At 67.7% G+C, this 24,278-nt stretch carries 19 protein-coding genes; 10 read left to right on the plus strand and 9 right to left on the minus strand.

What is annotated here, in order from left to right; translation table 11 throughout:
* Positions 1-61 precede the first annotated feature (61 nt).
* Positions 62-943: a CoA transferase gene (locus tag ACTQ49_RS02785; RefSeq protein ID WP_441826327.1), complete on the plus strand. Its 882-nt coding sequence runs from the start codon at positions 62-64 to the stop codon at positions 941-943.
* Positions 944-1,040: 97 nt separating this feature from the next.
* On the plus strand, positions 1,041-2,879 hold the full coding sequence (ilvD, locus tag ACTQ49_RS02790) for a dihydroxy-acid dehydratase (protein WP_441826328.1): 1,839 nt from the start codon (positions 1,041-1,043) through the stop codon (positions 2,877-2,879).
* Between the two features lie 22 nt (positions 2,880-2,901).
* Here ilvD and ACTQ49_RS02795 read toward each other — a convergent pair whose 3' ends face one another.
* The 3 genes from ACTQ49_RS02795 to ACTQ49_RS02805 all read right to left on the minus strand — a co-directional run bounded on the left by ACTQ49_RS02795 (position 2,902) and on the right by ACTQ49_RS02805 (position 6,957).
* On the minus strand, positions 2,902-4,374 hold the full coding sequence (locus tag ACTQ49_RS02795; RefSeq protein WP_441826500.1) for a SulP family inorganic anion transporter: 1,473 nt from the start codon (positions 4,372-4,374) through the stop codon (positions 2,902-2,904).
* Positions 4,375-4,890: 516 nt separating this feature from the next.
* Complete coding sequence (locus ACTQ49_RS02800; protein ID WP_441826329.1) at positions 4,891-5,808, minus strand: COX15/CtaA family protein; 918 nt, start codon at positions 5,806-5,808, stop codon at positions 4,891-4,893.
* Positions 5,809-5,847: 39 nt separating this feature from the next.
* Positions 5,848-6,957, minus strand: coding sequence for an FUSC family protein (locus tag ACTQ49_RS02805; RefSeq protein ID WP_441826330.1), 1,110 nt, complete (start codon positions 6,955-6,957; stop codon positions 5,848-5,850).
* Positions 6,958-7,042: 85 nt separating this feature from the next.
* Here ACTQ49_RS02805 and ACTQ49_RS02810 point away from each other — a divergent pair, with 85 nt between their 5' ends.
* Positions 7,043-7,903 carry an oxidoreductase gene (locus ACTQ49_RS02810; protein WP_441826331.1) on the plus strand — a complete coding sequence of 287 codons (861 nt, stop codon included), beginning with the start codon at positions 7,043-7,045 and terminating at the stop codon, positions 7,901-7,903.
* Between the two features lie 18 nt (positions 7,904-7,921).
* Here the strand turns inward: ACTQ49_RS02810 and ACTQ49_RS02815 are convergent, their stop codons facing one another.
* Together ACTQ49_RS02815 and ACTQ49_RS02820 are read right to left on the minus strand one after the other, a co-directional pair.
* Positions 7,922-8,464 (minus strand): cysteine hydrolase family protein, encoded by a 543-nt coding sequence (locus ACTQ49_RS02815; protein WP_441826501.1) that lies wholly within the window; start codon positions 8,462-8,464, stop codon positions 7,922-7,924.
* A gap of 20 nt (positions 8,465-8,484) precedes the next feature.
* A complete protein-coding gene (locus ACTQ49_RS02820; RefSeq protein ID WP_441826502.1) occupies positions 8,485-9,915 on the minus strand; it encodes a purine-cytosine permease family protein in 1,431 nt (476 codons plus the stop codon).
* Positions 9,916-10,116: 201 nt separating this feature from the next.
* Here ACTQ49_RS02820 and ACTQ49_RS02825 point away from each other — a divergent pair, with 201 nt between their 5' ends.
* The gene (locus ACTQ49_RS02825) at positions 10,117-11,361 is read left to right on the plus strand and encodes an endonuclease/exonuclease/phosphatase family protein (protein WP_441826332.1); all 1,245 of its coding nucleotides are present in this window, start codon (positions 10,117-10,119) and stop codon (positions 11,359-11,361) included.
* Between the two features lie 88 nt (positions 11,362-11,449).
* On the opposite strand, the gene ACTQ49_RS02830 is transcribed toward ACTQ49_RS02825, so the two are convergent.
* Together ACTQ49_RS02830 and ACTQ49_RS02835 are read right to left on the minus strand one after the other, a co-directional pair.
* Positions 11,450-11,956, minus strand: a complete 507-nt coding sequence (locus ACTQ49_RS02830) for a phosphoribosyltransferase (RefSeq protein ID WP_441826333.1) — start codon at positions 11,954-11,956, stop codon at positions 11,450-11,452.
* 9 nt (positions 11,957-11,965) lie between these two features.
* On the minus strand, positions 11,966-12,562 hold the full coding sequence (locus tag ACTQ49_RS02835; RefSeq protein ID WP_441826334.1) for a GNAT family N-acetyltransferase: 597 nt from the start codon (positions 12,560-12,562) through the stop codon (positions 11,966-11,968).
* A gap of 90 nt (positions 12,563-12,652) precedes the next feature.
* Here ACTQ49_RS02835 and ACTQ49_RS02840 point away from each other — a divergent pair, with 90 nt between their 5' ends.
* The 5 genes from ACTQ49_RS02840 (at position 12,653) to tkt (ending at position 20,406) form a co-directional block, all read left to right on the plus strand.
* Positions 12,653-13,987, plus strand: coding sequence for an MFS transporter (locus tag ACTQ49_RS02840; RefSeq protein ID WP_441826335.1), 1,335 nt, complete (start codon positions 12,653-12,655; stop codon positions 13,985-13,987).
* Positions 13,988-14,283: 296 nt separating this feature from the next.
* Entirely contained in the window at positions 14,284-16,032 is a 1,749-nt protein-coding gene (locus ACTQ49_RS02845) for an MBL fold metallo-hydrolase RNA specificity domain-containing protein (RefSeq protein ID WP_441826336.1), read from the plus strand.
* A 181-nt stretch (positions 16,033-16,213) separates the two neighbouring features.
* The gene (locus tag ACTQ49_RS02850) at positions 16,214-17,296 is read left to right on the plus strand and encodes an NAD(P)H-dependent glycerol-3-phosphate dehydrogenase (protein WP_441826337.1); all 1,083 of its coding nucleotides are present in this window, start codon (positions 16,214-16,216) and stop codon (positions 17,294-17,296) included.
* Positions 17,297-17,353: 57 nt separating this feature from the next.
* Positions 17,354-18,211: an HAD-IIA family hydrolase gene (locus ACTQ49_RS02855; RefSeq protein WP_441826503.1), complete on the plus strand. Its 858-nt coding sequence runs from the start codon at positions 17,354-17,356 to the stop codon at positions 18,209-18,211.
* A gap of 134 nt (positions 18,212-18,345) precedes the next feature.
* A complete protein-coding gene (gene tkt / locus ACTQ49_RS02860) occupies positions 18,346-20,406 on the plus strand; it encodes a transketolase (RefSeq protein WP_441826338.1) in 2,061 nt (686 codons plus the stop codon).
* A gap of 69 nt (positions 20,407-20,475) precedes the next feature.
* On the opposite strand, the gene ACTQ49_RS02865 is transcribed toward tkt, so the two are convergent.
* Positions 20,476-21,828, minus strand: a complete 1,353-nt coding sequence (locus ACTQ49_RS02865; RefSeq protein ID WP_441826339.1) for a sn-glycerol-1-phosphate dehydrogenase — start codon at positions 21,826-21,828, stop codon at positions 20,476-20,478.
* A 92-nt stretch (positions 21,829-21,920) separates the two neighbouring features.
* Positions 21,921-22,199 (minus strand): HPr family phosphocarrier protein, encoded by a 279-nt coding sequence (locus ACTQ49_RS02870; protein WP_441826340.1) that lies wholly within the window; start codon positions 22,197-22,199, stop codon positions 21,921-21,923.
* A 171-nt stretch (positions 22,200-22,370) separates the two neighbouring features.
* On the opposite strand from ACTQ49_RS02870, the gene ACTQ49_RS02875 reads away from it, so the two are divergent.
* Positions 22,371-24,278 carry a BglG family transcription antiterminator gene (locus ACTQ49_RS02875; protein ID WP_441826341.1) on the plus strand — a complete coding sequence of 636 codons (1,908 nt, stop codon included), beginning with the start codon at positions 22,371-22,373 and terminating at the stop codon, positions 24,276-24,278.

The following is a 24,278-nucleotide window of genomic DNA, read 5'->3' on the forward strand; positions in this document are numbered from 1 at the left end:
CACTTCCCGGGTGTCGCTCGGCTCTGGTTGGCTTTTCCCAGCCGACTGGAGGGAATCTCCCATGCCGCACGACACCATCCGCCCCGACGACAGACAGCAGGCCGACCGCCAGCACGACGAGATGCTCCTGGCCGGGGTTCGGGTCGTCTCGATTGCCATCAACCTGCCCGGACCCGCCGCGGCTCGACGCCTGGCCCAGCTGGGGGCCGACGTGGTGAAGGTGGAGCCGCCGGCGGGCGACATGATGCAGCTGCTCAGCGCCGACTACTACCAGGAGCTCCTGGAGGGGCAGCAGGTGGTGTCCCTGGACCTGAAGTCGGGTGAAGGCCGCGACGAGCTGTGGCGGCTGCTGACGGAGGCTGACCTGTTCATCACGTCGAACCGTCCCTCGGCCCTGACCAGGCTGGGCCTCGACTGGGAGACGGTGCACGCCCGGCTGCCGCGACTGAGCCACGTGGAGATCGTGGGCTACCCGGGGGAGAAGGCGGATGTCGCCGGCCACGACCTCACGTACCAGGCCAGCGTCGGCACCCTCACGCCACCGACGATGCCGCTGGTGCCGTTGGCAGACCTGACCAGCGCCGAACGCGCAGTCGGTGATGCCCTGGCGGCCCTGCTGCACGCGGAGCGCACCGGCGTCGGGAGTCACCGGCAGGTGGCGCTCAGCGAGATGGCGGAGATGATGGGTGATGCGGCACGCCACCGGTTGACCACCCCCGACGGGATCCTGGGTGGCTCCCTGCCGCAGTACGCCATGTATCAGGCCCTTGACGGGTACGTCGTGCTGGCGGCGCTGGAGCCGCACTTCTGGCAGCGCACCCGAGAGGCCCTGGAGATCGAGGGGACCAGGGAGGAGCTGACGGCGATCTTCGTCACGCGGACCGCCGCGGACTGGGAGGCGTGGGCCCAGGAGCGCGACATTCCGCTCGTCGCGGTGCGCTGACCAGTTCCGGCATCCCTGACCCGTGCTGCTGGCGGCGGCCGGACTCGGCATGTGGTCCCGGCCCGGTGGGGCTGGTGCGCTCGCCTAGGCTTTCCCCATGCCAGCACTTCGTTCCCGCACCACCACCCACGGCCGCAACATGGCAGGAGCGCGCGCACTGTGGCGCGCCACCGGCATGACCAATGACGACTTCGGCAAGCCGATCGTCGCCATCGCGAACTCCTTCACCCAGTTCGTGCCGGGCCACGTCCACCTCAAGGACATGGGGCAGCTCGTCGCGGGTGCGGTGGCCGAGGCAGGCGGCGTGGGGCGCGAGTTCAACACCATCGCCGTCGACGACGGCATCGCCATGGGCCACTCCGGCATGCTGTACAGCCTGCCCAGCCGCGAGGTGATCGCCGACAGCGTCGAGTACATGGTCAATGCCCACCAGGCCGACGCTCTGGTCTGCATCTCCAACTGCGACAAGATCACCCCCGGCATGCTGCTGGCCGCGCTGCGGCTGAACATCCCCACGGTCTTCGTCTCGGGTGGGCCGATGGAAGCGGGGAAGGCGACGATCAAGGATGACGGGACGGTGACCCGCCTCGACCTGATCGACGCGATGATCAAGTCCGTCGACGAGACCGTCTCCGACCAGGACATCACCACCATCGAGGAGAATGCCTGCCCCACCTGTGGTTCCTGTTCGGGTATGTTCACCGCCAACTCGATGAACTGCCTCACCGAGGCGCTGGGGCTCTCGCTGCCCGGCAATGGCTCGACGCTGGCCACCGCCGCCGCCCGCAAGGACCTCTTCCTGGAGGCCGGCAAACTGGTCGTCGATCTCTGCAAGCAGTATTACGAGGGCGACGACGACTCGGTGCTGCCGCGCAGCATTGCCACCAGGCCGGCCTTCGCCAATGCCATGCGTCTGGACATTGCCATGGGCGGTTCCACCAACACGATCCTGCACCTGCTGGCCGCTGCACAGGAGGCGGGGGTCGACTTCGACCAGGACGACATCGACGCCCTCTCGCGGGAGACGCCGTGCCTGGTCAAGGTGGCTCCCAACACGACGCAGTTCTACATGGAGGACGTGCACCGCGCCGGCGGCATTCCCGCCATCCTGGGCGAGCTGCGCCGCGGCGGCATGTTCGACGACGGGGTGCGTGCCGTCCACTCACCCAGCGTGCAGCAGTGGCTGGACGACTGGGACATCCGTTCCGGCAAGGCCACCCAGAAGGCCTTGGAGCTCTTCCACGCCGCGCCCGGGGGAGTGCGCACCACCGAGGCCTTCAGCAGCACCAACCGCTGGGAGTCGTTGGACGTGGACGCGGAGAACGGCTGCATCCACTCGGTTGAGCATGCCTACACCACCGAGGGCGGCCTGGCCGTGCTGAAGGGCAACCTGGCCCCCGACGGCTGCATCGTGAAGACCGCCGGTGTTCCCGAGCACCAGTGGCAGTTCAGCGGTCCGGCCAAGGTGGCCGAGAGCCAGGAGCAGGCCGTGGAGATGATCTTGGGCGGCCAGATCGTCGAGGGCGATGTGGTGGTGGTGCGCTACGAGGGCCCCAAGGGTGGCCCCGGCATGCAGGAGATGCTCTACCCGACCAGCTACCTGAAGGGCGTGGGCCTGGGGCCGAAGTGCGCCCTGATCACCGACGGTCGTTTCTCCGGCGGTTCGTCGGGTCTCTCGGTGGGGCACGTCTCGCCGGAGGCGGCCAGCGGCGGCCCGATCGGGCTGGTGCGTGACGGGGACATCATCACCTTCGACATCCCCAACCGCAGCGTGAGCGTTGACATCAGCGACGCCGAGCTCGCCACCCGTCGCGCCGAGCAGGACGAGGCCGGGTGGCAGCCGAAGGACCGGGACCGTCAGGTTTCGGCCGCGCTCAAGATCTTCGCGAAGTTCGCCCAGAGTGCAGACAAGGGCGCGGCCCGCAAGGTGGACTGAGCGCTGCGGGGTTGACTGCTCGTCAGTGGCCCTCGCCCAGGTGCCCGGACAACTGTCCGTGGCGCTGGGCGGAGGCGTCGTTCAGTCCGGTGATCTCGACGGTCTTGCCCTTGGCTGCGTAGTTCGCCTGGATGGCGTCCAGCGCCGCGACGGTGGAGGCATCCCAGATGTGCGAGCCGGACATGTCGATCACCACGTGCTGCGGATCACCCGTGTAGTCGAACTGGTAGACCAGGTCATTGCTGGAGGCGAAGAAGAGCTCGCCGTGCACGCGGTAGACGCGCTGGTCGACGGTGCCGTCACCGTCGACGTCGGTCTCGGTGACCTTCTCGACGCTGGAGAAGTGGGCCACGCGTCGGGCGAAGACGACGAAGGCGACGTTCACGCCGGCGATCACGCCGTAGGCCAGGTTGTGGGTGGCGACGGTGACGACGACGGTGGTCAGCATCACGATGGTCTCGCTCCACGGCATCCGCTGCAGGGTGCGGGGCTGGATGCTGTGCCAGTCAAAGGTGCCCACCGAGACCATGATCATCACGGCCACCAGGACCGCCATCGGAATGCGCGCCACCAGCGGTCCGGCACCCACCACCAGGCCCAGCAGGAAGAGACCGGCCAGGAAGGTGGAGATGCGGGTGCGGGCACCGGAGGACTTCACGTTGATCATGGTCTGGCCGATCATCGCGCAGCCACCCATGCCGCCGAAGAAGCCAGTCACGATGTTGGCGACGCCCTGGCCCCAGGCCTCCCGGGACTTGTTCGAGTGGGTGTCGGTGATTCCGTCGACGAGTTTGGCGGTCATCAGCGATTCCAGCAGGCCCACCAGAGCCATCGCGAAGGCGTAGGGGGCGATGATCTGCAGGGTCTCCAGGGTGAGCGGGACCTTGGGCAAGAACAGGCTCGGCAGGCTGGTGGGCAGCTCGCCCTGGTCTCCGACCGTCGGCATTTTCCATCCCGTGAGTTCGACGATCGTGGTGATGACCACGATGGCCACCAGCGGGGCGGGGACGGCCGAGGTCAGGCGCGGCAGACCGACCATGATGGCAATGCCCAGGGCGACCATCGGGTAGACGAGCATTGGGATCTGGTCACCGATCAGGTGCGGCGGTTGGGCGGTGAAGATCAGAATCGCCAGGGCATTGACGAAGCCCACCATCACCATCCGTGGGATGAATCGCATCAGCTTGGCCACGCCCAGCAGACTCAGCACGATCTGCAGGATGCCGGCCAGGATCACGGTGGCGATGAGGTGGTCCGTGCCGTGCTCCCGGGCCACCGGGGCGATCACCAGTGCGATGGCACCGGTTGCGGCGGAGATCATGGCGGGACGGCCGCCGACGATGGCGATGGTGCACGCCATCGTGAAGGAGGCGAACAGACCCAGACGGGGGTCTACACCCGCGATGATCGAAAAGCTGATCGCCTCCGGGATCAGGGCCAACGCCACGACCAGGCCGGCCAGTACCTCGGTCTTGAGACGACGGGGGTTGCGCAGGCGGCGAGCGTGGAGGTTTCGCGCTCACCGGCTTCGGGGACCAAAGGGAATCCCGTGGGGTCTGGGGGTGGTCTGGGTGCTCAAGAGGTCTCTTTTCACGGTTGCGTGCTGCGTGGTGGTGCATGGCCCGGACAGGATGAAAGGCCTCGCACGTGGGGTGCGAGGCCTTTCTGGGTCTGACCAGGTAGCGGTGACGAATCCGGTCGATGCGCCGTGTTCTGGGGCCCCGTCGGCATCACGTCACCCTGCCGACGTCCAGCGCCATGTCTGGCCACTGGATCCAGGACCGTCGAACTGCGACCATCCCGGCCCCTCCCCGAAGGGGCTGTGTCTCCCTTTCTAGGCCGTCGGAGGGCCAAGCCGCAAGGTGCTGACCACTTTGGCCGGGGTGATTTGAGCGGTCCACCGGCCAGTCCACAAACCAGACGGCGTTTCCCACAAGCAGCCGCCGGGTTGTCCACACTGCCCTGTGGACAACCCGGCGCCCTTGGGTCGTGCGTCGAACGGAATGAGGGGTCAGAGACGGTCGAGCGCGCTGCGGCCCAGCACCAGGGTGACGCAGACCACGATGAGACCGGCGGCGGCGCAGTGCCCGGCCGCCCACCACATGTCCACACCCAGCGTGGCGAGTACCTGGCCCAACACCATTTCCAGGGCGAACAGCGCCAGCATCGTCACCAGAGTGGGCCTCAGACTGGGACGGTCCCAGCCGCGGCGGGCCAGCGCGAACATTCCCAGCGCGACGACGGCTGCCAGCACCATCCGGGCCACCTGCAGGCCCACTGCGACGTCTTGTTGCACGATGCGCCACATCGGCCAGCCGACGACGGCCGTGAACGAACCCTTGCCGGCCACGACGACGCCCAGCAGGTGCATCAGGACCAGCCCCGCCAGCACCCAGCCGGCCAGCCGTGCCAGCGGCGTCCACGTCCACGGCGGCGAGTTCCGGCTCACGGCGAGCGTGGCGATGGTGGAGGCCACCAGGACTGTCAGGGCGCCGAACAGGTCGAAGGTGGCCCACGGCTTGGGGATTCCCAGGTTCAGCACCACCAGTCGGCCCAGATAGGCGGACACGATCGCTCCCGCCACGGCCGCCCAGGGCAGCCAACGTCCCAGCACGTGTCGGCGCGGCAGGCGCGTCGCGGCGATGGCCGCGGCGAGCAGGACGAAACCGGTGCTGGCCGCGATCAGTCGGTGCCCGAATTCGATGATGTCGTGCACCTCCGCCTCCGGCCCGAACTTCCCCGGATAGCAGCCCGGCCAGGTGGGACAGGCGAAGCCGGAACCGGTGGCCGAGTTGATGCTGCCGGTGATCACCGTCGCAATGCCGAAGAAGGCGGCCAGCCTGAGCAGCACCTTGGTGCTCTTGGGTGGCTCCTGCGCGCGCTCGGCATCGTCGACGGGGCGGGTGGGGGTGGCTGTGGCTGTGGACATGGCCCTTCCAAGGAATGTCTGCGACTGTTGTGGCTCACCCTAGACAGCGCCGTCTGCCTGCCCGTCGGTGGGGTCAACGCAGCGTCCGCGACTCTGCTCCAGTTCGCGCAGCCTGTCCGCAACCTTCGCCTTGCGTCGTTCTCTCAACCCGTGGCCCACGAGCACCATGGCGATCCCGACGCAGGCCCCGATGGCCGTCTCGACGCCACGGTCGAAGAGCACCTGGGAGATGGGACGGGGCGTGGCCAGTTGTCCCATCATCAGCGCGAGCGGGGTGATGGCCAGCATGGCGACGCCGTAGTTGCGACCCACCAACATCTCTGCGGCGAACTGCAGCACCGCGATCACGGCGACGGCCCAGGGTCGATCCAGGTGCAGGGCGAGCAGGGCCCAGGAGGTCAGCAGGCCCGCGGCGGTTCCGATCACCCGGTGGACTCCGCGAACCACCTGCTGTGTCACGTGCGGCGCGGACATCGGTGCCACCGCCGCGACCATCGCCCAGTAGGGGTGCCCGATGCCCAGCAGCACGGAGATGCTGCCCGAGAGGAGGACAGCCAGGGCGATCCAGAGCGGTTTGCGGCTCCGGGTGAAGACCAACTTCAACGGCTTGGCTTCGCGCAGCGCACGGCGCCAGCCCCGCGGATCGCGCAGTACCCCGATGACTCCCACCAGAACGGAGAAGGCGGCCGCCAAGCCGGAGACCAGCAGCGCTGTCAGGACGTCGCGGGGAGTGTGGGGGATGGAGACGATGGTGCCGAAGGCGAAGATCATGAACAGCGGGCCCGGTGGGTGGTAGGAGTGCGCCTTGGCGAAGATCTCTCCGGTGGCGCCGATCACCGCGGCAGCAAGGACCAGGAGCCAGCTGGAACTCGGGAGCATGGAGACGAGCACACCGCTGACGACGGCCATCACCATCACGATTCCGGCCGATACCTGCATCTGGGCGCGAACCAGGTGTTCCTCACCGCGTCCGTAGAGCGACGCGAAGGCGCCGAAGCTTGCATAGGGTGCCCACTCGGGGTGCCCCAGGGCGATCACCACGGCCAGGGGCAGGGCGACACTCACTCCCGCACGCAGGGCCACCCTGTGCGCGCCCTCCACCGGGTTCATCCGCAGCAGGTCTGCACGGCCGGGGAGCACTGAGGACATGGTCCACCTCTGGGAATCGACGCTGGGGATTGATGTCATCGTCTCACGCCCAACCGCTTGCACCGCGCTGGCTAGGGTTGGGGGCATGCAGAACAGTCCAGTACCTCTCGCGCCCGTTCACCAGGTGGAGGACCACCGCGTTGCCATCGTCACGGGTGCCTCCTCCGGAATCGGCCGGGACACGGCCATCGAACTGTCCCGAGCGGGCTTCGAGGTCTGGGCCGGTGCCCGTCGGACCGCGCGCATGAAGGATCTGGGCAGCCACGGCATCCGGGTTCTCCCGTTGGACGTGACCGACGAGGCGTCGATGGCCTTCTTCGTGGACGCGGTGCTTGCTGGCGCGGGACGGATCGACGTCCTGGTGAACAATGCCGGCCGCGGCGGCTACGGCGCGGTGGAGGACATGCCGCTGGCGTCCGGCCGCGAGCTCTTCGAGGTGAACCTCTTCGGTCTGGCGCGGATGGTGCAGCTGGTGCTTCCCGCGATGCGCGATCAGGGGAGTGGGCGGATCATCAACATCTCGTCGGTGGGAGCCCGCATCTATGAGCCCTTCGCGGCCTGGTACCACGCGAGCAAGTATGCGGTGGAGGGCTTCAGCGATTCGCTGCGCCTGGAGGTGCGGCCCTTTGGGATCCACGTGACCATGGTGGAGCCCGGGCTGATCGCCAGCGAGTGGAATTCGATCGCTCGCAAGGACTTCCTCAAGGTCAGCAAGGGCGGGGCCTACGAGCGCTCGGCGCGCAGGATGGCGCGACTGCTCGCGCTGGCCGATCGCAAGGCCGTCGGCTCCAGTCCCCGGGTGGTGGCCGAGACCGTGGTGGCCGCCAGCCTGGCCACGACGCCCAGGACACGTTATGCCGTGGGCGCCGGGGCCAAGGCGGCAGTGGCGGCCCGCAAGGTGCTGCCCGACAGCGCCATGGACGCCGTTCTGGGACGTCTGGGCTGAGGGGCAGAACCGGGGAGATCAGGCAAGGACGGTGGCGGAGTCCAGCACCGTGATCTGCGGAGCGTAGAGCCCCATCACCTGCAGGGCGGCGGCGTGGTTCTCGTCGCTGGAGCCGGCGCAGGCGTCGGAGATGACGGTGACGGTGCAGCCGGCGTCGGCGGCGGCCAGGGCGGTCGAGATCACGCAGCAGTCCGTGGCCACACCGGCGAGCACCAGGTGCGGGTACTGGCCGGTGACGGCAGCCAGCTCCGGGCCCCATTTGCCGAAGGTCGTCACGTCGACCGTGGGCCGGTCGGTGAGGTCCCGGGCCGTGGGCACCAGATCGAAGAAGGGGTCCTCGTCGGGGCGGTCTGCGAAGGGCCACTTGTCGAAGTAGGCCCGCCAGGAGCCGTTGCGGTTGGTGCCCGGCAGCCAGCGGGTCAACAGCACCCGGTCGTCGAAGTGCGTGGCGAGTCGGGCCACCACGGGGGCGGTCTCGGCGAAGCGCGGTGCACACCACTCACTGGCCGGATCGGCGAAGATCCGTTGGTGGTCGATCACCACCAGCCAGGCGTCGGCCAGCTCGATGGCTCCGATGGGGCTCATGCCCGGTCCTCCTGCTGCTTGATGGTGCCGCCGTTGAGTACCAGGTGCCCGACGAAGCCCAGGGCCAAGGAGATGATCACGCCCAGGTTCGCCCATGGCCAGGTGCCCTCCCAGCCGTCGGGGCCGTGGTGGCCCAGACCCAGGGGCTCCAGCAGATAGCCCTGCCAGTTGTTGAAGCTGGCATCGCTGAACTGGTTGATCACCAGCCCCCAGCCAATGGCCGAGCACAGCACCATCAGGCCGATCGACTTCCAGTTCCAGGCGCCGTATCGGCCACTGCGGTCGAAGAGGGCCACCTCGTCGTAGGGCCTCTTGCGGGCAAGGATGTCGGCGCACATGATGCCCGCCCACGCAGCCAGCGGCACGCCCAGCGTCACCAGGAAGCTCTGGAAGGGAGCCAGGAAGCTCTCCGCGAAGAAGACCACGTAGATGGTGCCCAGCGTCAGGATGATGCCGTCGATGGCGGCGGCGGCGGGGCGAGGAATGTCGATGCCCAGGCTCAGCAGTGTCAGGCCGGAGGAATAGATGCCCAGCACGGCTCCCGAGATCAGCGTCAGCACCGCAACGACGAGGAAGGGCAACAGGATCCAGGTGGGCAGGATTCCGGCCAGCGCACCGATCGGGTCATTGGGGATGGCGGTGGCCAACTTCTCGTCGGAACCGGCCAGGAGCAGGCCGAAGACCACCAGCACCAGCGGAGCCACGGAGCCGCCGAAGGTGTTCCAGAAGACGATGGCACCATTGCTCGCGTCGCGGTGCTGGTAGCGCGACCAGTCGGCGGCGATGTTGATCCAGCCCAGCCCGAAGCCGGTCATCACCATCACCAGCGCGCCAATGCACGCGGCGATCGAGCCAGCCGGCAGGGCGCTGACGGCCGCCCAGTCGATGTGGCTGATGGTCATCGCCATGAAGACGATGGTGAAGGCACCGGTCACCCAGGTCAGCACCGACTGCACCTTCATGATGGTGTGGTAGCCCAGCACCGAGCAGATCACCACGATTGCGGCGATGGTCACGCAGGCGATCACCTTGGTGGTGGTGCCCGAACTCCAACCCAGCCGGTCGAAGACCGTGGCGGTGGCCAGCGTCGCCGTGATCGTCAGGCTCGTCTCCCAGCCAATGGACGTGAGCCAGCTGATCAGACCGGGCACCTTCTGGCCCTCGACGCCGAAGGCAGACCGGGAGAGCACCATGGTGGGCACCGAGCCGCGCTTGCCGGCGATCGCGATCACGCCGCACAGGGCGAAGCTGGCGATGATGCCGATCACGGCCACGACGGTGGCCTGCCAGAAGGAGATGCCGAAGCCGAACAGGTACGAGCCATAGGTCATGCCGAAGACGGAGACATTGGCGGCGAACCACGGCCAGAACAGGTCACTGGGCCTGGCCGTGCGCTGGGAGTCCGGCACGACGTCGATTCCCTGCATCTCGACGAGGCCGTTGGAGGCTGTGACTTCGGTCACCGGTGTTGACGACATGCGACAGATGATGCCACCAGTCACTGACAGATTTCAGGCAACGCGGCCCGGTGCCTGCCGTTCCACAGCCGAGCCGCCCGTGCCGTGGATTCACCTGGTGGTCATCTTCTGGTGGGCCACGAAACGCGTCGTCACCCTAGATTTCGAGGCATGCGTACCCCACACAAGACACTCATCGCACTGGCCGGGGCCGTGGCGCTCGCCTGCCCGATGGCCGCGATCCCTGCCCACGCAGGCAAGGCCCCCGTCGCCCATGACGTTCGCTTCGCCACCTTCAATGCCTCCCTGAACCGCGGTGCCGAAGGCGATCTGGTCAAGGACCTCTCCACCCGCACCAATGCCCAGGCCGCCGCCGTCGCGGAGATCATCCAGCGCACCGATGCCGACGTGATCCTGGTCAACGAGTTCGACTTCGTCGAGGGCGGCAAGGCCGTCGACCTCTTCCGGAGCAACTACCTGGAGGTGGGCCAGAACGGGGCCGCCCCAGTGGACTACCCCTACGCCTACGTCGCGCCCGTGAACACCGGTGTCCCGTCGGGTCACGACCTCAACAACGACGGCAAGCTCGGCACCGCCGATGATGCCTGGGGCTTCGGCTTCTTCCCCGGCCAGTACGGCATGGTCGTCTACTCCAAGTTCCCGATCGACACCAAGAAGGTCCGCACCTTCCAGGACTTCCGCTGGGCCGACATGCCCGGCGCCATGCTGCCCGACGATCCGAGCACCCCGGAACCCGCCGACTGGTACTCCGCGGAGGAACTCGCCTCCTTCCCGCTCTCCTCCAAGTCGCACTGGGATGTGCCGATCCGGATCGGCAAGAAGGACGTGCACTTCCTGGTCTCGCACCCCACCCCGCCCGTCTTCGACGGCGCCGAGGACCGCAATGGCCGTCGCAACCACGACGAGATCCGCTTCTGGGCCGACTACATCAGCGGCAAGAAGCAGTCCCGCTACATCTACGACGACCAGGGCCGCCGCGGCGGGCTGCGCCCCGGCGCCCGCTTCGTCATCGCCGGCGACCAGAATGCCGATCCGCTGGACGGTGACTCGCTGGACGGCGCGATCAACCAGCTGCTGGACCACCCGCGCGTCAACACCTCCGTGACCCCGTCCAGCGAGGGTGGAGTCGAGGCCTCCGAGCAGCAGGGGCTGGCGAATGCCACGCACAAGGCTCCCGCCCGCTTCGACACGGCGGACTTCGGCGACGCCATCGGCTCGTCGGGCAACATGCGCGCGGACTACGTGCTGCCCAGCCGAAACCTGCCCATCCGCGACGCCGGCATCTTCTGGCCCGTGCAGGCGGCCCCGCTCTCGCGTCTGACCGGGGTCTACCCCTTCCCGTCCTCGGACCATCGTCTGGTCTGGGTGGACGTGAAGCTGACCCACCGCCGCTGACGATCAGCCAGCCGGGCACGAACAGGCGCCCCGAACCTCATGGTTCGGGGCGCCTTCTGGCTGCCGGGGTCAGACCTGGCTGCCGGGGTCAGACCTGGGGCGTGACCGGAGGCTCGGCCGACCAGGGGAAGACGATCCACTTGTCCGTGCGGCGCCAGACATAGTCGGGCTCGACGATGGTGCTGGGCTTGGCGTACAGGACGACGCTGCGCACCTCGGCGTCGAACTTCTCCAGCAGCTGGATCACCAGGGCGAGCGTGCGGCCCGAGTCCGCCACGTCATCGACGACGAGCAACTTCTGACCCTTGATCGAGTCGGTGTCGAGCATCGGCGCCAGCAGCACGGGATCGGGAAGCGTCTCGTGGACGTCGGTGTAGAACTCGACATTGATGGCGTCGGTCAGCTTGGTGCCCATGGCGTAGGTGAGTGCGCCGCCGGGAAGCATTCCGCCGCGTGCCACCGCGATCACGATGTCAGGCTCGAACCCGGAATCAACCACCTGCTGGGCGAGCTCACGCGAGGCATCACCGAAGCCCTGCCAGGTGAGCACCTCCTTGTCGACGAGGTCGCTGGAATCGGCATGGTACGCAGTCATGGCACGAGCCTATCGAGCGATTGAAACCGCAGCCTGCCGGGCCTGCACCTCGTCACCGGGGTCCGCGGCCGGAAAGGTCAGCTGCATGAAGACCGCATCCAGCCAGCGGTCGAACTTGCGGCCCACCTGCGGCAGCCGCCCCACCTCGACGAAGCCGAGCTTCTCGTGGAAGTGCACAGACGCCTCATTGTCCGCATCCAGCACACCGATCATGGCGTGCACGCCATCGCCCCGGGCGCGGTCGATGAGGGCCAGCATCAGCATCCGGCCGACGCCCAGGGCCCTTGCCCCGCGCGCGACGTAGACGCTGTGCTCCACGGTGTGGGCATATCCTGCCTTGTCACGGAAGGTTCCATAGGAGGCATAGCCCAGCACGGTGCCGTCGTCCTCGGCCACCAGTACCGGGGTGCCGCCATTGATTCGCTCGTCGAGCCAGACGCGACGGTTCTCGACGGAGACGGGTTCCAGATCATAGCTGGCGGTGGTGCCGACGCCGGCCTCGTTGTAGATCTCGGTGATCACGGGCAGGTCTTCGTGCGTCGCGGCACGAATCTGCAGGCGTGGGGGGCGGTAGCCAAGGGGCTGCAGGGGAGCGCTGGGGGCCATGCCTGCAGATTACCCAGCAGGTGATCCACCTGCGGCACGTGTTCGCATGACGCTACGGTGCCGTGGACACCTGGCCACGAGGAGACCAGCATGACCCAGTCCGCAACCCCGACGCGATCCCAGCGGCTTGAACGACTGTCCTTCAACCGTGCCCATCGACGGCTCCTGGTGGGCTCCGGCATCGGCTGGGCGCTCGACGCGATGGACGTCGGCCTGATCAGTTTCGTGATGGCCGCCCTGGCGGTCCAGTGGAAGCTGGACATGACCACCACCAGCTGGGTCGGTTCCATCGGTTTCGTGGGGATGGCGCTGGGGGCCTCGCTCGGTGGCCTGCTGGCCGACCGGATCGGCCGTCGCCAGGTCTTCGCAGCCACCTTGCTGCTCTACGGTCTGGCCACCGCGGCCTCCGCACTGGTCACGTCCGTGGCCGCCCTCATGGCGCTGCGCTTCATCGTCGGGCTCGGACTGGGGGCCGAACTGCCCGTGGCGTCGACGCTGGTCAGCGAATTTGCCCCAGCCAGGATCCGTGGCCGGATGGTGGTGGCACTGGAGGCCTTCTGGGCGGTGGGATGGATGATGGCCGCGCTGCTGGGCTATCTGGTGATCCCCATGTCCGACGACGGGTGGCGCTGGGCACTTGCCGTCGGGCTGGTCCCCACCGCCTATGCGGCCGTGGTGCGGCACAAGCTGCCGGAGTCCGTTCGTTTCCTGGAGTCGAAGGGGCGCATCGAGGAAGCTGAGGCAGCGGTGCGATCCTTCGAGGAGGCGTCGGGTCCTTCGGTGGCCGAGCCTGTCGAGGTCCCCGTGGTGGAGGACCTGGCCGACCCGGTGAGGGAGCAGCACATCTGGTCGCCTCGCTTCCGGGTCCGGACCGCGGCGCTGTGGGCCGTGTGGTTCTGCATCAACCTGAGCTACTACGGCGCCTTCATCTGGATCCCGTCGCTGCTGGTGGCGCAAGGCTTCTCCATGGTGAAGTCCTTCCAGTTCACCTTGGTGATGACGCTGGCGCAGCTGCCCGGCTATGCGTTGGCCGCCTGGCTGATCGAGGTCTGGGGTCGACGCCCGACGCTGGCCTCCTTCCTGGCGGGATCGGCCATGGCTGCGCTGGCCTACGGGCATGCGTCGAGCACCACCGAGATCCTGCTGGCCGGCTGTGCCCTGAGCTTTGCCAACCTGGGTGCGTGGGGCGCCCTGTACGCGATCGGCCCGGAGATCTACCCGACGTCGATCCGCGGCACCGGTACGGGTGCGGCCGCCGCCTTTGGCCGGATCGCGTCGATCATCGCGCCATTGCTGGTGCCGGTCCTGATCCGCGCGGGTGGCAATGGTCTTGCCTTCACCGTCTTCTCAGTGGCCTTTGCCGTGGCGGCACTGGCCTGTCTGGCTCTCCCGGAGGCACGCAACCGGAGCCTGGGCCGGGTCTGACCAGGATCACCGGCGATGCCTCTGGACCCTCCCGTCCAGCCCTCAGCTGCCAGAAACAGATGCATATGCGGTGTCCAGTGCATTTGGTGCACTGGACACCGCCTATGCATCTGTTTCTGGCGCGCGGGAGTGCGATCCGGGCGGTGAGACTGGCGCCGGGGCAGAGCAGGCAGGCGGGGCGAGCTCGAGGCTGCTGCTCGAGGCTGCGATGGCAGCGGCTCGAGGCGAAGATGAACCCGAGCTGACAACTGGGCCAATACCGCCCGCGGGACCCTCTTCCCGGGCAGAGTGGGGTCATGGGACAGATGACGCTGACATTCATCGGAGCGGCGGAAACGGTGACCGGCTCCAAGCACCTGCTCACCCTCGGACAGCGACGAGTGCTGGTGGACGCCGGTCTCTTCCAGGGCGAGAAGAAGTGGCGGGAGCAGAACTGGGCCAAGTTCCCCGTCGAACCGGGCTCCATCTCTGACCTGGTGCTCACCCACGCCCACCTGGACCACGTCGGCTACCTTCCCGCCCTGGTGAAGCACGGATTCCGCGGCACGGTGTGGTGCACCCCGGAGACGATCGAACTGGCGGAGATCGTCCTGATGGACTCCGCGCACCTGCAGGAGCAGGACGCCAAGGAGGCCGCGGAGGGTGGCTGGAGCAAGCACAACCCGCCGCTGGCCCTCTATACCCAGGAAGACGTGCAGACCACCATGCGCCTCTTCCGGCCGGTCGATTTCGACACCGACGTCGATCTGCGCGACGGTCTCGTGCTGCGCTTCACCCGTGCCGGCCACATCCTCGGATCGGCCTGCGCCAACATCACCCATGACGGGCGTTCGGTCCTGTTCAGCGGAGACCTGGGCCGACATGACCACCCCGTCCTGAAGCCCCGCGGGGTCCCGCAGGGGGCGGACCACGTGATCATGGAGTCCACCTATGGAGACCGGGAGCATCCTGAGCCGGAGGGGCTGCCCCACGAGGCCTTCGCGGAGACCATCCGCAAGACGGTGGCCCGCGGCGGGTCGGTGCTGGTGCCGGCCTTTGCCGTGGACCGGACCGAGGCGGTGCTGAAGGTGGTCAGCGAGATGCGGCGCGAGGGGCGCATTCCGGAGGTGCCGGTATTCGTCAACTCCCCGATGGCCCTTGCGGCGCTCAAGGTCTACCGCGACTCGGACGAGCTGCGCGAGGACATGCACGTCGATGACCTGGCGAGCCTGAAGTACGTGCGAGAGGTGCGCAGCGTCGAGGAGTCCCGCGCCCTGAACGACCCGACCTTCCCGTGCATCATCATCAGCTCGTCGGGCATGGCCACCGGCGGCCGCGTGGTGCACCACCTGGAGCACATGCTGCCCGACCCCAAGCACTCGGTGGTCCTGACCGGCTACCAGGGCGTCGGCACCCGTGGTCGGTCGCTGCTCGACGGAGCCAAGCAGCTCAAGATGCACGGCCGCTACGTGCCCGTGCGCGCCACCATCGTGCAGGACTCCGAGTTCAGCGTGCATGCCGACTGTTCGGACCTGCTCGACTGGCTGCGTGACCTGCCCCGCAAGCCCAGCACTGTCTACCTGGTGCATGGCGAGAAGGATTCCGCAGAGGCGCTGCGTGAGCGGATCGTGTCTGAGTTCGGCATCACCTGTGTGGTGCCGCGTCAGGGCGAGGTGGTCAATCTGGACATCGCCCCCGCCCAGCCCGCTGCTCCCGTGGACCGTCCGGAGCTGGTGGGCAGTCCGGTGGTCATCCCTGCCCCGACGGGCGTCGAGCCGCGCCCCGGTCGACGCCTGACCACGCTCCAGGTGGTGAACCGTCTGGCCCGTGCGCTGGAGGAGGGCAATGGCAAGGCGCTGGGTGCACTGCTGGCTGGACCCGTCCGGGTGGGCGGCGTCGAGACCCCGGCCAGTGACTGGGCCGGTGCCCTGCGGGGCTTCGAACTGGTGGACCTGGTGGATGCCGGACGGCGGGCGGTCGCCCGGGGCCAGGCGGGGGACAAACCCGTCGTCCTTTTCCTGGAGCTCGACGGGGACGTCGTCACGGCCGTCGACCAGGTGGGCTGACGGGGCGGGCGTCGAGGGCCGCTCGGCGCCGCGGCTTTGCAGGGCTGCCTGCAAAGCTGCGTGCTGTCGAGGGGGCTCGGGGAAGGGGGCAGCGCACTAGCGTCGAGGTCAAGGAAGCCAGTCGTGTTCTGGACGACGTAGTCCGCACCTGGCATCAGCAGACCGACGGAAGGAAGAATTCATGGCAACCCTGGTCGTCCTCGGCTCCGGAATCATGGCCACCGCCCTGGCCACCCCGTTCGCAGACAACGGCAACACGGTTCGTCTGGTGGGAACCCACCTGGACCGCGAGATCATCGACTCGATCCAGCAGACGGGCATCCACCCGAAACTGGGGCTCAAGGTCCCCGAGGGGACACAGGCGTACCAGTTGGAGGATGCCGACAAGGCCTTCGAAGGCGTCGATCTGGTGATGAGCGGTGTCAATAGCTTCGGTGTGGAGTGGGCCGGCGAGCAGTTGGCTGGCCTGTTGCGCCCCGGAATGCACGTCATTGCCCTGGCCAAGGGGCTCCGCGCCGACGAGGACGGGAATTTCGAAATCCTGCCTCGCGTCCTGGCGAGCCAGGTGCCGGAGGAGCTCCGCTCACAGGTGAGCTGGTCCGCCATCGCAGGGCCGTCGATCGCCGGTGAAGTGGCCGTACGTCGCCACACCTGCGTCACCTTCGCGGGCGAGGACCGAGGCGTGCTTGAGATGTGGCGGGACCTGTTCGAGACCGACGCCTACCACGTGTGGCTGAACACCGACTTCACGGGCATCGAGCTGATGGCAGCCACGAAGAACTGCTACGCCTTCGGCGCCGGCTTCATGCACGGAACGCTGCAGCGGCTCAAGGACGAGGGCGCCGAGTTCTCGGACAGCCCTTATGTGAACTACAACTACGGCGCTGCGGTGTTCGGTCAGGCATCCCTGGAGATGCAGGAGTGGTTGCAGCTGTTGGAATGCGATCCGCAGACCGTGATGGGCCTTGCCGGCATCGGCGACTGCTTCGTCACCTCGATGGGCGGCCGCAATGTCAAGGTTGGCACTTTGGTGGGGCAGGGCATGACCTTCAGCGAGGCCAAGGCGAAGATGCCCGGAGTCACCCTGGAGGGTGCCACGTGCATCGTTGTCGTGGGTCAGGCGTTGAAGCGACTGACCGAGCGGGGCGTCGTGCCCGCAGAGAAGTTCCCACTGCTGCGCCATCTGTATGAGGTGGTGGGCGAGGACAAGCCCGTCGACGTGCCGTGGAAGAAGTTCTTCGGTTCCGACGGCGCTGGCCGCTGAATCCGTCCGGCAAACGCCTGCAGGACCACTCACCCCGACATGAACAGGAACACCGGGATGCCCCACCGCCAGACCACCCGTCCCACCCAGCTGCACGCCGCCTATGTCTTCGACATGGACGGCACGATCTATCTGGGCGACGAGATCCTGCCCGGCGCGGTGCGGCTCGTGGAGGAGCTGCGTCGCAGGGACATCCCGGTGCGCTTCCTGAGCAACAATCCGACGAAGGACCCGGCACAGTACGTCGAGAAGCTGGCCGGGCTTGGCCTGCCGACGGAGATCGCCGACATCTCCAACACGGTGGTCACCACCACCCGGTGGCTGCTGGCCAACCATCCCGATGCCGTGCTTTTCCCGATCGCGGAGGAGCCCCTCTGCAGGGCACTGCGGGAAGCTGGTTTCCGCTTGAGCGAGGACCCGGCCGAGATCGACGTCGTGGTGGCTTCGTACGACCGCTCCTTCGACTACCGCAAATTGCAGATCGCCTTCGATGCGATCTGGTTCCACCAGCGCGCCATCCTGGTGCAGACGAACCCGGACCGCTTCTGCCCATTTCCAGGGGGGCGCGGTGAGCCCGATTGTGCCGCCATCACCGCGGCAATCGAGGCCTGCACCGGTACCACCTGCCAGGCGAGCCTTGGCAAACCCTCGTCAATCATGCTCACTGAGGCACTGTCCGGTCTCGACGTGGATCTGGCGGACTGCGTGATGGTTGGCGACCGGCTCCAGACCGACATCCAGATGGCGCTGGACACGGGGATGCGCTCGGCGCTCGTGCTGACGGGTGAGGCGACGGCGGACGATGTCCGGCAGCTGCCCGCCGATGAGCGCCCTGACTACGTTCTTGACCGGATCGACCGGCTACTGCCAGAGTCCGTCTGGAAGCAGCTGGGGTGGGACGTCACTGGCGACTGACGCCGTCGGTTCCGCGCCCAGCTGTCATTCCTGATCGGGCGGCAACCACTGGCAAACCCTGAGGGTCTGTCAGTGGCTCCAACTAGGATCACCAGTGAAAGCCTTCGACCCCGCACGCACCTGAAAGGCAGACCGTGAACAACACCCTCAACTGGACCGAGCAGGACGATCGCGCCGTCGACACCGCCCGCATCCTGGCCGCCGACGCTGTGGAGAAGGTGGGCAATGGCCACCCCGGCACCGCGATCTCGCTGGCCCCGCTGGCCTACCTGCTGTACCAGAAGGTCATGAAGACGGATCCGACCGACAGCCTGTGGTTGGGCCGTGACCGTTTCGTCCTGAGCGCCGGCCACTCCTCGCTCACCCAGTACACCCAGCTCTACCTGGCCGGCTGCGACCTGGAGCTCGACGACCTGAAGTCGCTGCGCACGTGGGGCTCGAAGACCCCGGGTCACCCCGAGTACCACCACACCAAGTTCATCGAGGCCACCACCGGTCCGCTCGGCGCCGGCATCAGCATGGCTGTCGGCATGGCGATGGCCGCTCGCAAGGAGCGCGGCCTGTTCGATCCCGAGGCACCTGCTGGCGAGAGCCCCTTCGACCGCACCATCTACTGCATCGCCGGCGACGGCTGCATGCAGGAGGGTGTCTCCAGTGAGGCCTCGTCGCTTGCCGCCACCCAGAACCTGGGCAACCTGGTCCTGTTCTACGACGACAACCGCATCTCCATCGAGGGCGACACCAAGATCGCCTTCAGCGAGGACGTCGCCGCTCGCTATGAGGCCTACGGCTGGCACGTGCAGCACGTCGACTTCACCAATGGCGGCACGAAGTACGAGGAGAAGATCGACGAGCTCTACGCGGCCATCGAGGCTGCTCAGGCCGTCACGGACAAGCCCTCCTTCATCAAGGTCACCACCGTGATCGGTTGGCCGCTGCCCACCAAGCAGGGCAAGCACTCCGTGCATGGCGCCAAGATCGGTGGTGAGGAGATCAGCGCGCTGAAGAAGGAGCTCGGCTTCGAGGACACCCCCTTCGCGGTGGACGAGGAGGCTGTGGCCCACGCCCGCCAGAACGCGTCGGAGCGCGGCAAGCGCCTGCGCGCCGAGTGGGAGCAGAAGTTCGAGGCGTGGAAGCAGGTCAACCCGGACAAGGCAGAGCTTCTTGAGCGTGTCTCCGGCCGCACCCTGCCCGCGGATCTCAAGCTGCCGGTCTTCGAGCCCGGCAAGAAGGCCACTCGCGCCGCCTCGGGCGAGGTCCTGAGCGCTCTGGCCAGCCAGCTGCCCGAGCTGTGGGGCGGCTCGGCCGACCTGGCCGGCTCGAACAACACCACCATGAAGGGCGAGCCCTCCTTCCTGCCCTCCGAGCGCTCCAGTGAGGAGTTCCAGGGCAACGAGTACGGTCGCACCCTGCACTTCGGCATCCGTGAGCACGGCATGGGCGGCATCGTCAACGGCATCACCCTTTCGGGCCTGACCCGCTGCTACGGCGCCACCTTCTTCGTCTTCGCGGACTACATGCGTCCGCCGGTCCGTCTGGCCGCGCTGATGGGGCTGCCGAGCCTGTTCGTCTGGACCCACGACTCCGTGGGTGTCGGCGAGGACGGCCCGACGCACCAGCCGATCGAGCACCTGGCCGCCTACCGCGCCATCCCGAACCTGGCGCTGGTCCGTCCGGCAGACGCCAACGAGACCAGCTACGCCTGGCTCGGCGCCCTGCAGCACACCGACCAGCCGACCGGGCTGGTGCTCAGCCGCCAGGACCTGCCGATCGTCGACCGCACGGAGTACGCGGCCGCCGAGGGCACCCTGAAGGGCGCCTACGTGCTGAAGGACGCCTCGGCCGAGCCGCAGCTGATCCTGATCGCCACTGGTTCCGAGGTTGCCCTGGCTGTCGAGGCGCAGAAGGTGCTCGAGGAGCAGGGCGTCGCCACCCGCGTCGTTTCCATGCCGTGCCAGGAGTGGTTCGAGGAGCAGAGCGACGAGTACAAGGAGCAGGTGCTGCCCAAGGCCGTCACCAAGCGGGTCTCGATCGAGGCCGGCATTGCCCAGGGCTGGGCCAAGTACGTCGGTTTCGAGGGTGCCTCGGTCTCCATCGAGACCTTTGGCGCTTCCGCCAGCGGCAATGTGATGTTCGAGAAGCTCGGCTTCACCGTGGACAACGTCGTCGAGACCGCCAAGAATGTCCTCGGCTGACCTTCACGGCTCCAAGATGGGCAAGGGCCGGTCACCCCACCGGGGACCGGCCCTTGCCTTGTTCTCGGCTTAGCTCCAGATGCCTCCGGGAGCGAAGATCTCGTCCACGATCTCGTCGTACCAGCCGGCTTCGCGAGCCACGTCCAGCACCGTGTAGCGCGACCGGTAGTACATGGCCTTGGGGAAGGTCTCACGAACCTGCTGGGCGGTCAGGCCGATGTCCTCGGGACGGCTCGGGGCCCCCGCGGCGGCGAGCATGGCCTGGAAGTCGCGCGCGGCCACCAGCTGGTCCTGCAGGCGCTGCCGGGTGGTGCCCCAGCCGTCCTGCAGCCGGGTGAGCCGCTCGGTCAGGCCCTGCGGCGTGACGTACTTGGTCCGGGTCTCCTTCACGGCGTGCTCGGCCAGCGGGCCGCTGAAGGTGCGGCGGATGTCGGCCTCCACCTGGTCCCAGGCAGCCCACTGGGCGACGGCCTGACCGATGTCAAGGCTTGCCAGGTCGCGTTCCATGAAGGCCTCGTAGAAGGCCAGCATGGCCAGCGTGCCGATGGCCACCTTGAAACCATGCGACAGCGGGGGCTCGTCGTCGGCCCCCAGATGGTCGAGTTCCCAGATGTGGCTGAAATAGTGCTCGGCGCCAGAAGCGGGGCGGGTGCCGCCATAGACCTGCATCGCCAGACCGGAGAGCACCAGGCCGTCCACCAGGCCCTCGAAGGCCTCCGGCTCCCCCTGGGCGAGCGCGGTGGGATGCGCCAGTGCATCACGCACGCCGGACTGCACCAGCTTCCAGACATGGTCGTCCATGGCCTCCACCCCGGCGGCGTCGGCCAGGATCCAGTCGGCCCCACCGGGGATCTTCGCGGCCAGGTCTCCATAGCCGGAGGCCACCATCCACTGCGGTGCGGCGGCCGTGATGTCGAGGTCGAAGATCACAGCCTGCGGGGCGGTGCAGTTCATGGTGATCTTGACGCCGTTGTCGCTGATGGGGGCACCGGCCCCGGTGTAGCCGTCCATGCTGGCGGCGGTTCCCACCACGGCATAGCGACGGCCGCTCTGGTGGGCGGCCATCTTCACCAGGTCATTGAGGGTTCCGGCACCCACCGCGACGGGAAGCACCGGGCCGTGCTGCCGCTCGGCCTCGGCAAGCGCCTCACGGATCCGCGCGGCATTGTCCAGCGACGCGTACAGGGTGGGGCGGGCGGGGAAGACCAGGGGAGCGGCCAGTGTGATGCCAGCGGTCTCCAGGGCGCGGCTGGTCCGCTCACCGGCCACCCGCCAGGTGTTCTCGTCGGCCACCAGCAGGGCCGCGCTCCCGGGAGCGCAACGGGCCAGGGCTGGGCCGCAGTCGTCGAGTACCCCTCGGCCCGTGCTCACCACATCCGTCTGGTCTGCACCTTCCAGTGCCTGGGCCAGGATGCTGTCCATCGTTGATCCATCTCCTTGCTGCGTCGTCGAGGCGAGCCATGCCGCCCGTGTCATCAGGCTAGGTCCCGCCCCGGAAGTCCCGGGGTCGCAGTTCAGTCGGCGCTTTGCATCCCAGGGTGCGGATCTGCGGTCAGGAACTCGACCACGGCAGCCAGAGCAAGCCGCTCGTCCGTGCCATCGGCCATCACGGTCACTTCATCCCCGCGTGCGATACCCAGCGCCAGCACGTCGAACACGTTGGCAGCACTGGCTGAACGGTGGGTACGCAGGAAGACCGAACTGTCGTACTGCGCAGCGCACTCGCACAACTGCGTCGCGACGCGGGCATGGACACCCCTGTCCAACCCGACCGTGACCCTTGCCATTCGCATGATCCCCTCCACCGCCGATGCTCCCCCATGGTGCGCGCGTGGGGAAGCCGGGAGGCGCTCGAGGTGCGTCGGAGACTTGCCGATCCCTCCGCAATCCAGCGGGCCATTGGAGCGGGCGGTCGAGGTGACTGCAGGGTTAGGTTTCACAGCATCCACCAACGAAGGGGAGACATGCAGCGCCCAGCACTGATCCTGCAGCAACTCGAGACGAGCCTGTCGGCCGCGCCCGAGTCACTGGCGCGTGTGCTGGGCGTGGGCAATCGCACCTTGGCCACGGAGGTGGCCTCCCTGAACACGTCGCTCGCGCCCGCCGCCCAGGTTCGCCTGATCAATGGCCGCTACCGGCTGCGAGTGGTGAATCCCCTGCAGTACGCCGAGCGTCGGCTCGACGTGCTCGAGGTTCCCGAGAACTTCAACGATCCCGAGCACCGCCGGGCCTTCATCCTGGCCGACCTGGTCACCATCTACACCACGGTCACCACGGAGATCTTGGCGCGCCGGATGAATGTGGGACGCACCACGGTGACGGCCGACCTCGCGCAGCTGCGCCGCGTCCTGGAGCCACAGGGCGTCGGGATCGAGGGCCGCCCCAATGTCGGGCTGCAGCTGGTGGGTGAGGAGCTGGCCATTCGGCTGGCTGTCCTGCGGCACTGCTTCCACGTCGCCTATGGCAACTACCCGCTGGATCCGGAACTGGAGGCGGCGCTGGCGCGAACCTGCCGTGCCCACGGGCTCGACGAGGCCACCGCCCGCGAGACGGGACGTTGGCTGGTGGTCCAGCTGGACCGGTGCGATTCCGGCCACGAACTCGAGGACCTGCCCGAGGGTTACCAGGAGATCGTCGGCAGCCCGGCCCATGACTTTGCCCGCCAGCTCGCCGACGCCGTGGCCGAGGTACAAGGAGGCACCCTGCCCGAGGCCGAGGTCTTGTACCTGGCCCTGCCCGCCTCCGGGCGGCGAACGACCGTGGGTGCCGACTCGATGACCCAGGACGAGCTGCCGCCACAGATCCGCGAACTCGTCGAGGAGATCTTCACCCGGGTCCGGCAGGTGCTGGAGGTGGACATCCGCCCCAATTCACTGCTGGGAGAGTTCGGGTCACACCTGCACTTCATGATCAACCGGATGCGCTTCAGCCTGCCGGCCGAACCCGGCAATGACCTGCACGAGATCAGGGAGCGCTTCCCCCTGGCCCATCGCATGGCCCAGGTGGCGGCAGACGTGGTGGGGGAACACACCGGCCTTCTGATGGACGAGGTGGAACTGTCCCTTGCGGCCACCTACTTCCAGGTCTTCCTGGACGACAATGCCTCACGCCGCAATCGACCCTTCCGCGTGGGCATCGTCTCGCAGCGGGGCCCGGCCGCCGCCAGCCTGTTGCGCTCGCAGATGTCCAAGGCGTTGTTGATCGACACCGTCTACACCCAGGTGGCCGATGCCAGCCGGATTGCCGCGGGGGAGTTCGACCTGGTGGTCGCCTCACCGGGCAGCGAGCTCGAACTGCCGATGCCGGTCATCGAATTGTCGGAATTCTTCGACCCCTCCGAGCTGGTCGCCACGCTGCGGACCATGCGCTTCGACGACTTCGGCCCGCTGCCCATGGACGAGCCGGACGGCTCGATGCTCACCTACCTGCTGGACGACGATCGGGTGCTGCGGCTGCCTGCCGGATGCACCCATGACGGTGCCGTGGAACTGCTGTGCGACCACTTGGTGGCCCTGGGGCTGGTCGACGAGCAGTTCCTGCAGGCCATCGCCACCCGGCTCGCCGAACAGGAGCCCGTCCTGATCGGCGACCGGCTCGCCTTCCCCCACGCCAGCTCGGCCGGGCTGCGCGCCGTGACGTGCGCGCTGGGCACGATCGATGCTGGCGAGGGCAGCGACGGGCTGGATGCGGTCTTCCTGATGGCCGTGCCGGAGAAGGCCGACTATGACGACCGCATCCTCATCCGCACCTACGAGGAACTCATCGCCCTGGGCACCGATCCCCAACTCATGACGCGCCTGGGCGCCGTCACCGACTACCGCTCGCTGCTGGCCGTGCTCGACGCCATGCGCGAGACCAAGCAAGGGAGCTGA

The organism is Luteococcus sp. Sow4_B9, assembly GCF_052116585.1.
Lineage (GTDB): Bacteria > Actinomycetota > Actinomycetes > Propionibacteriales > Propionibacteriaceae > Luteococcus.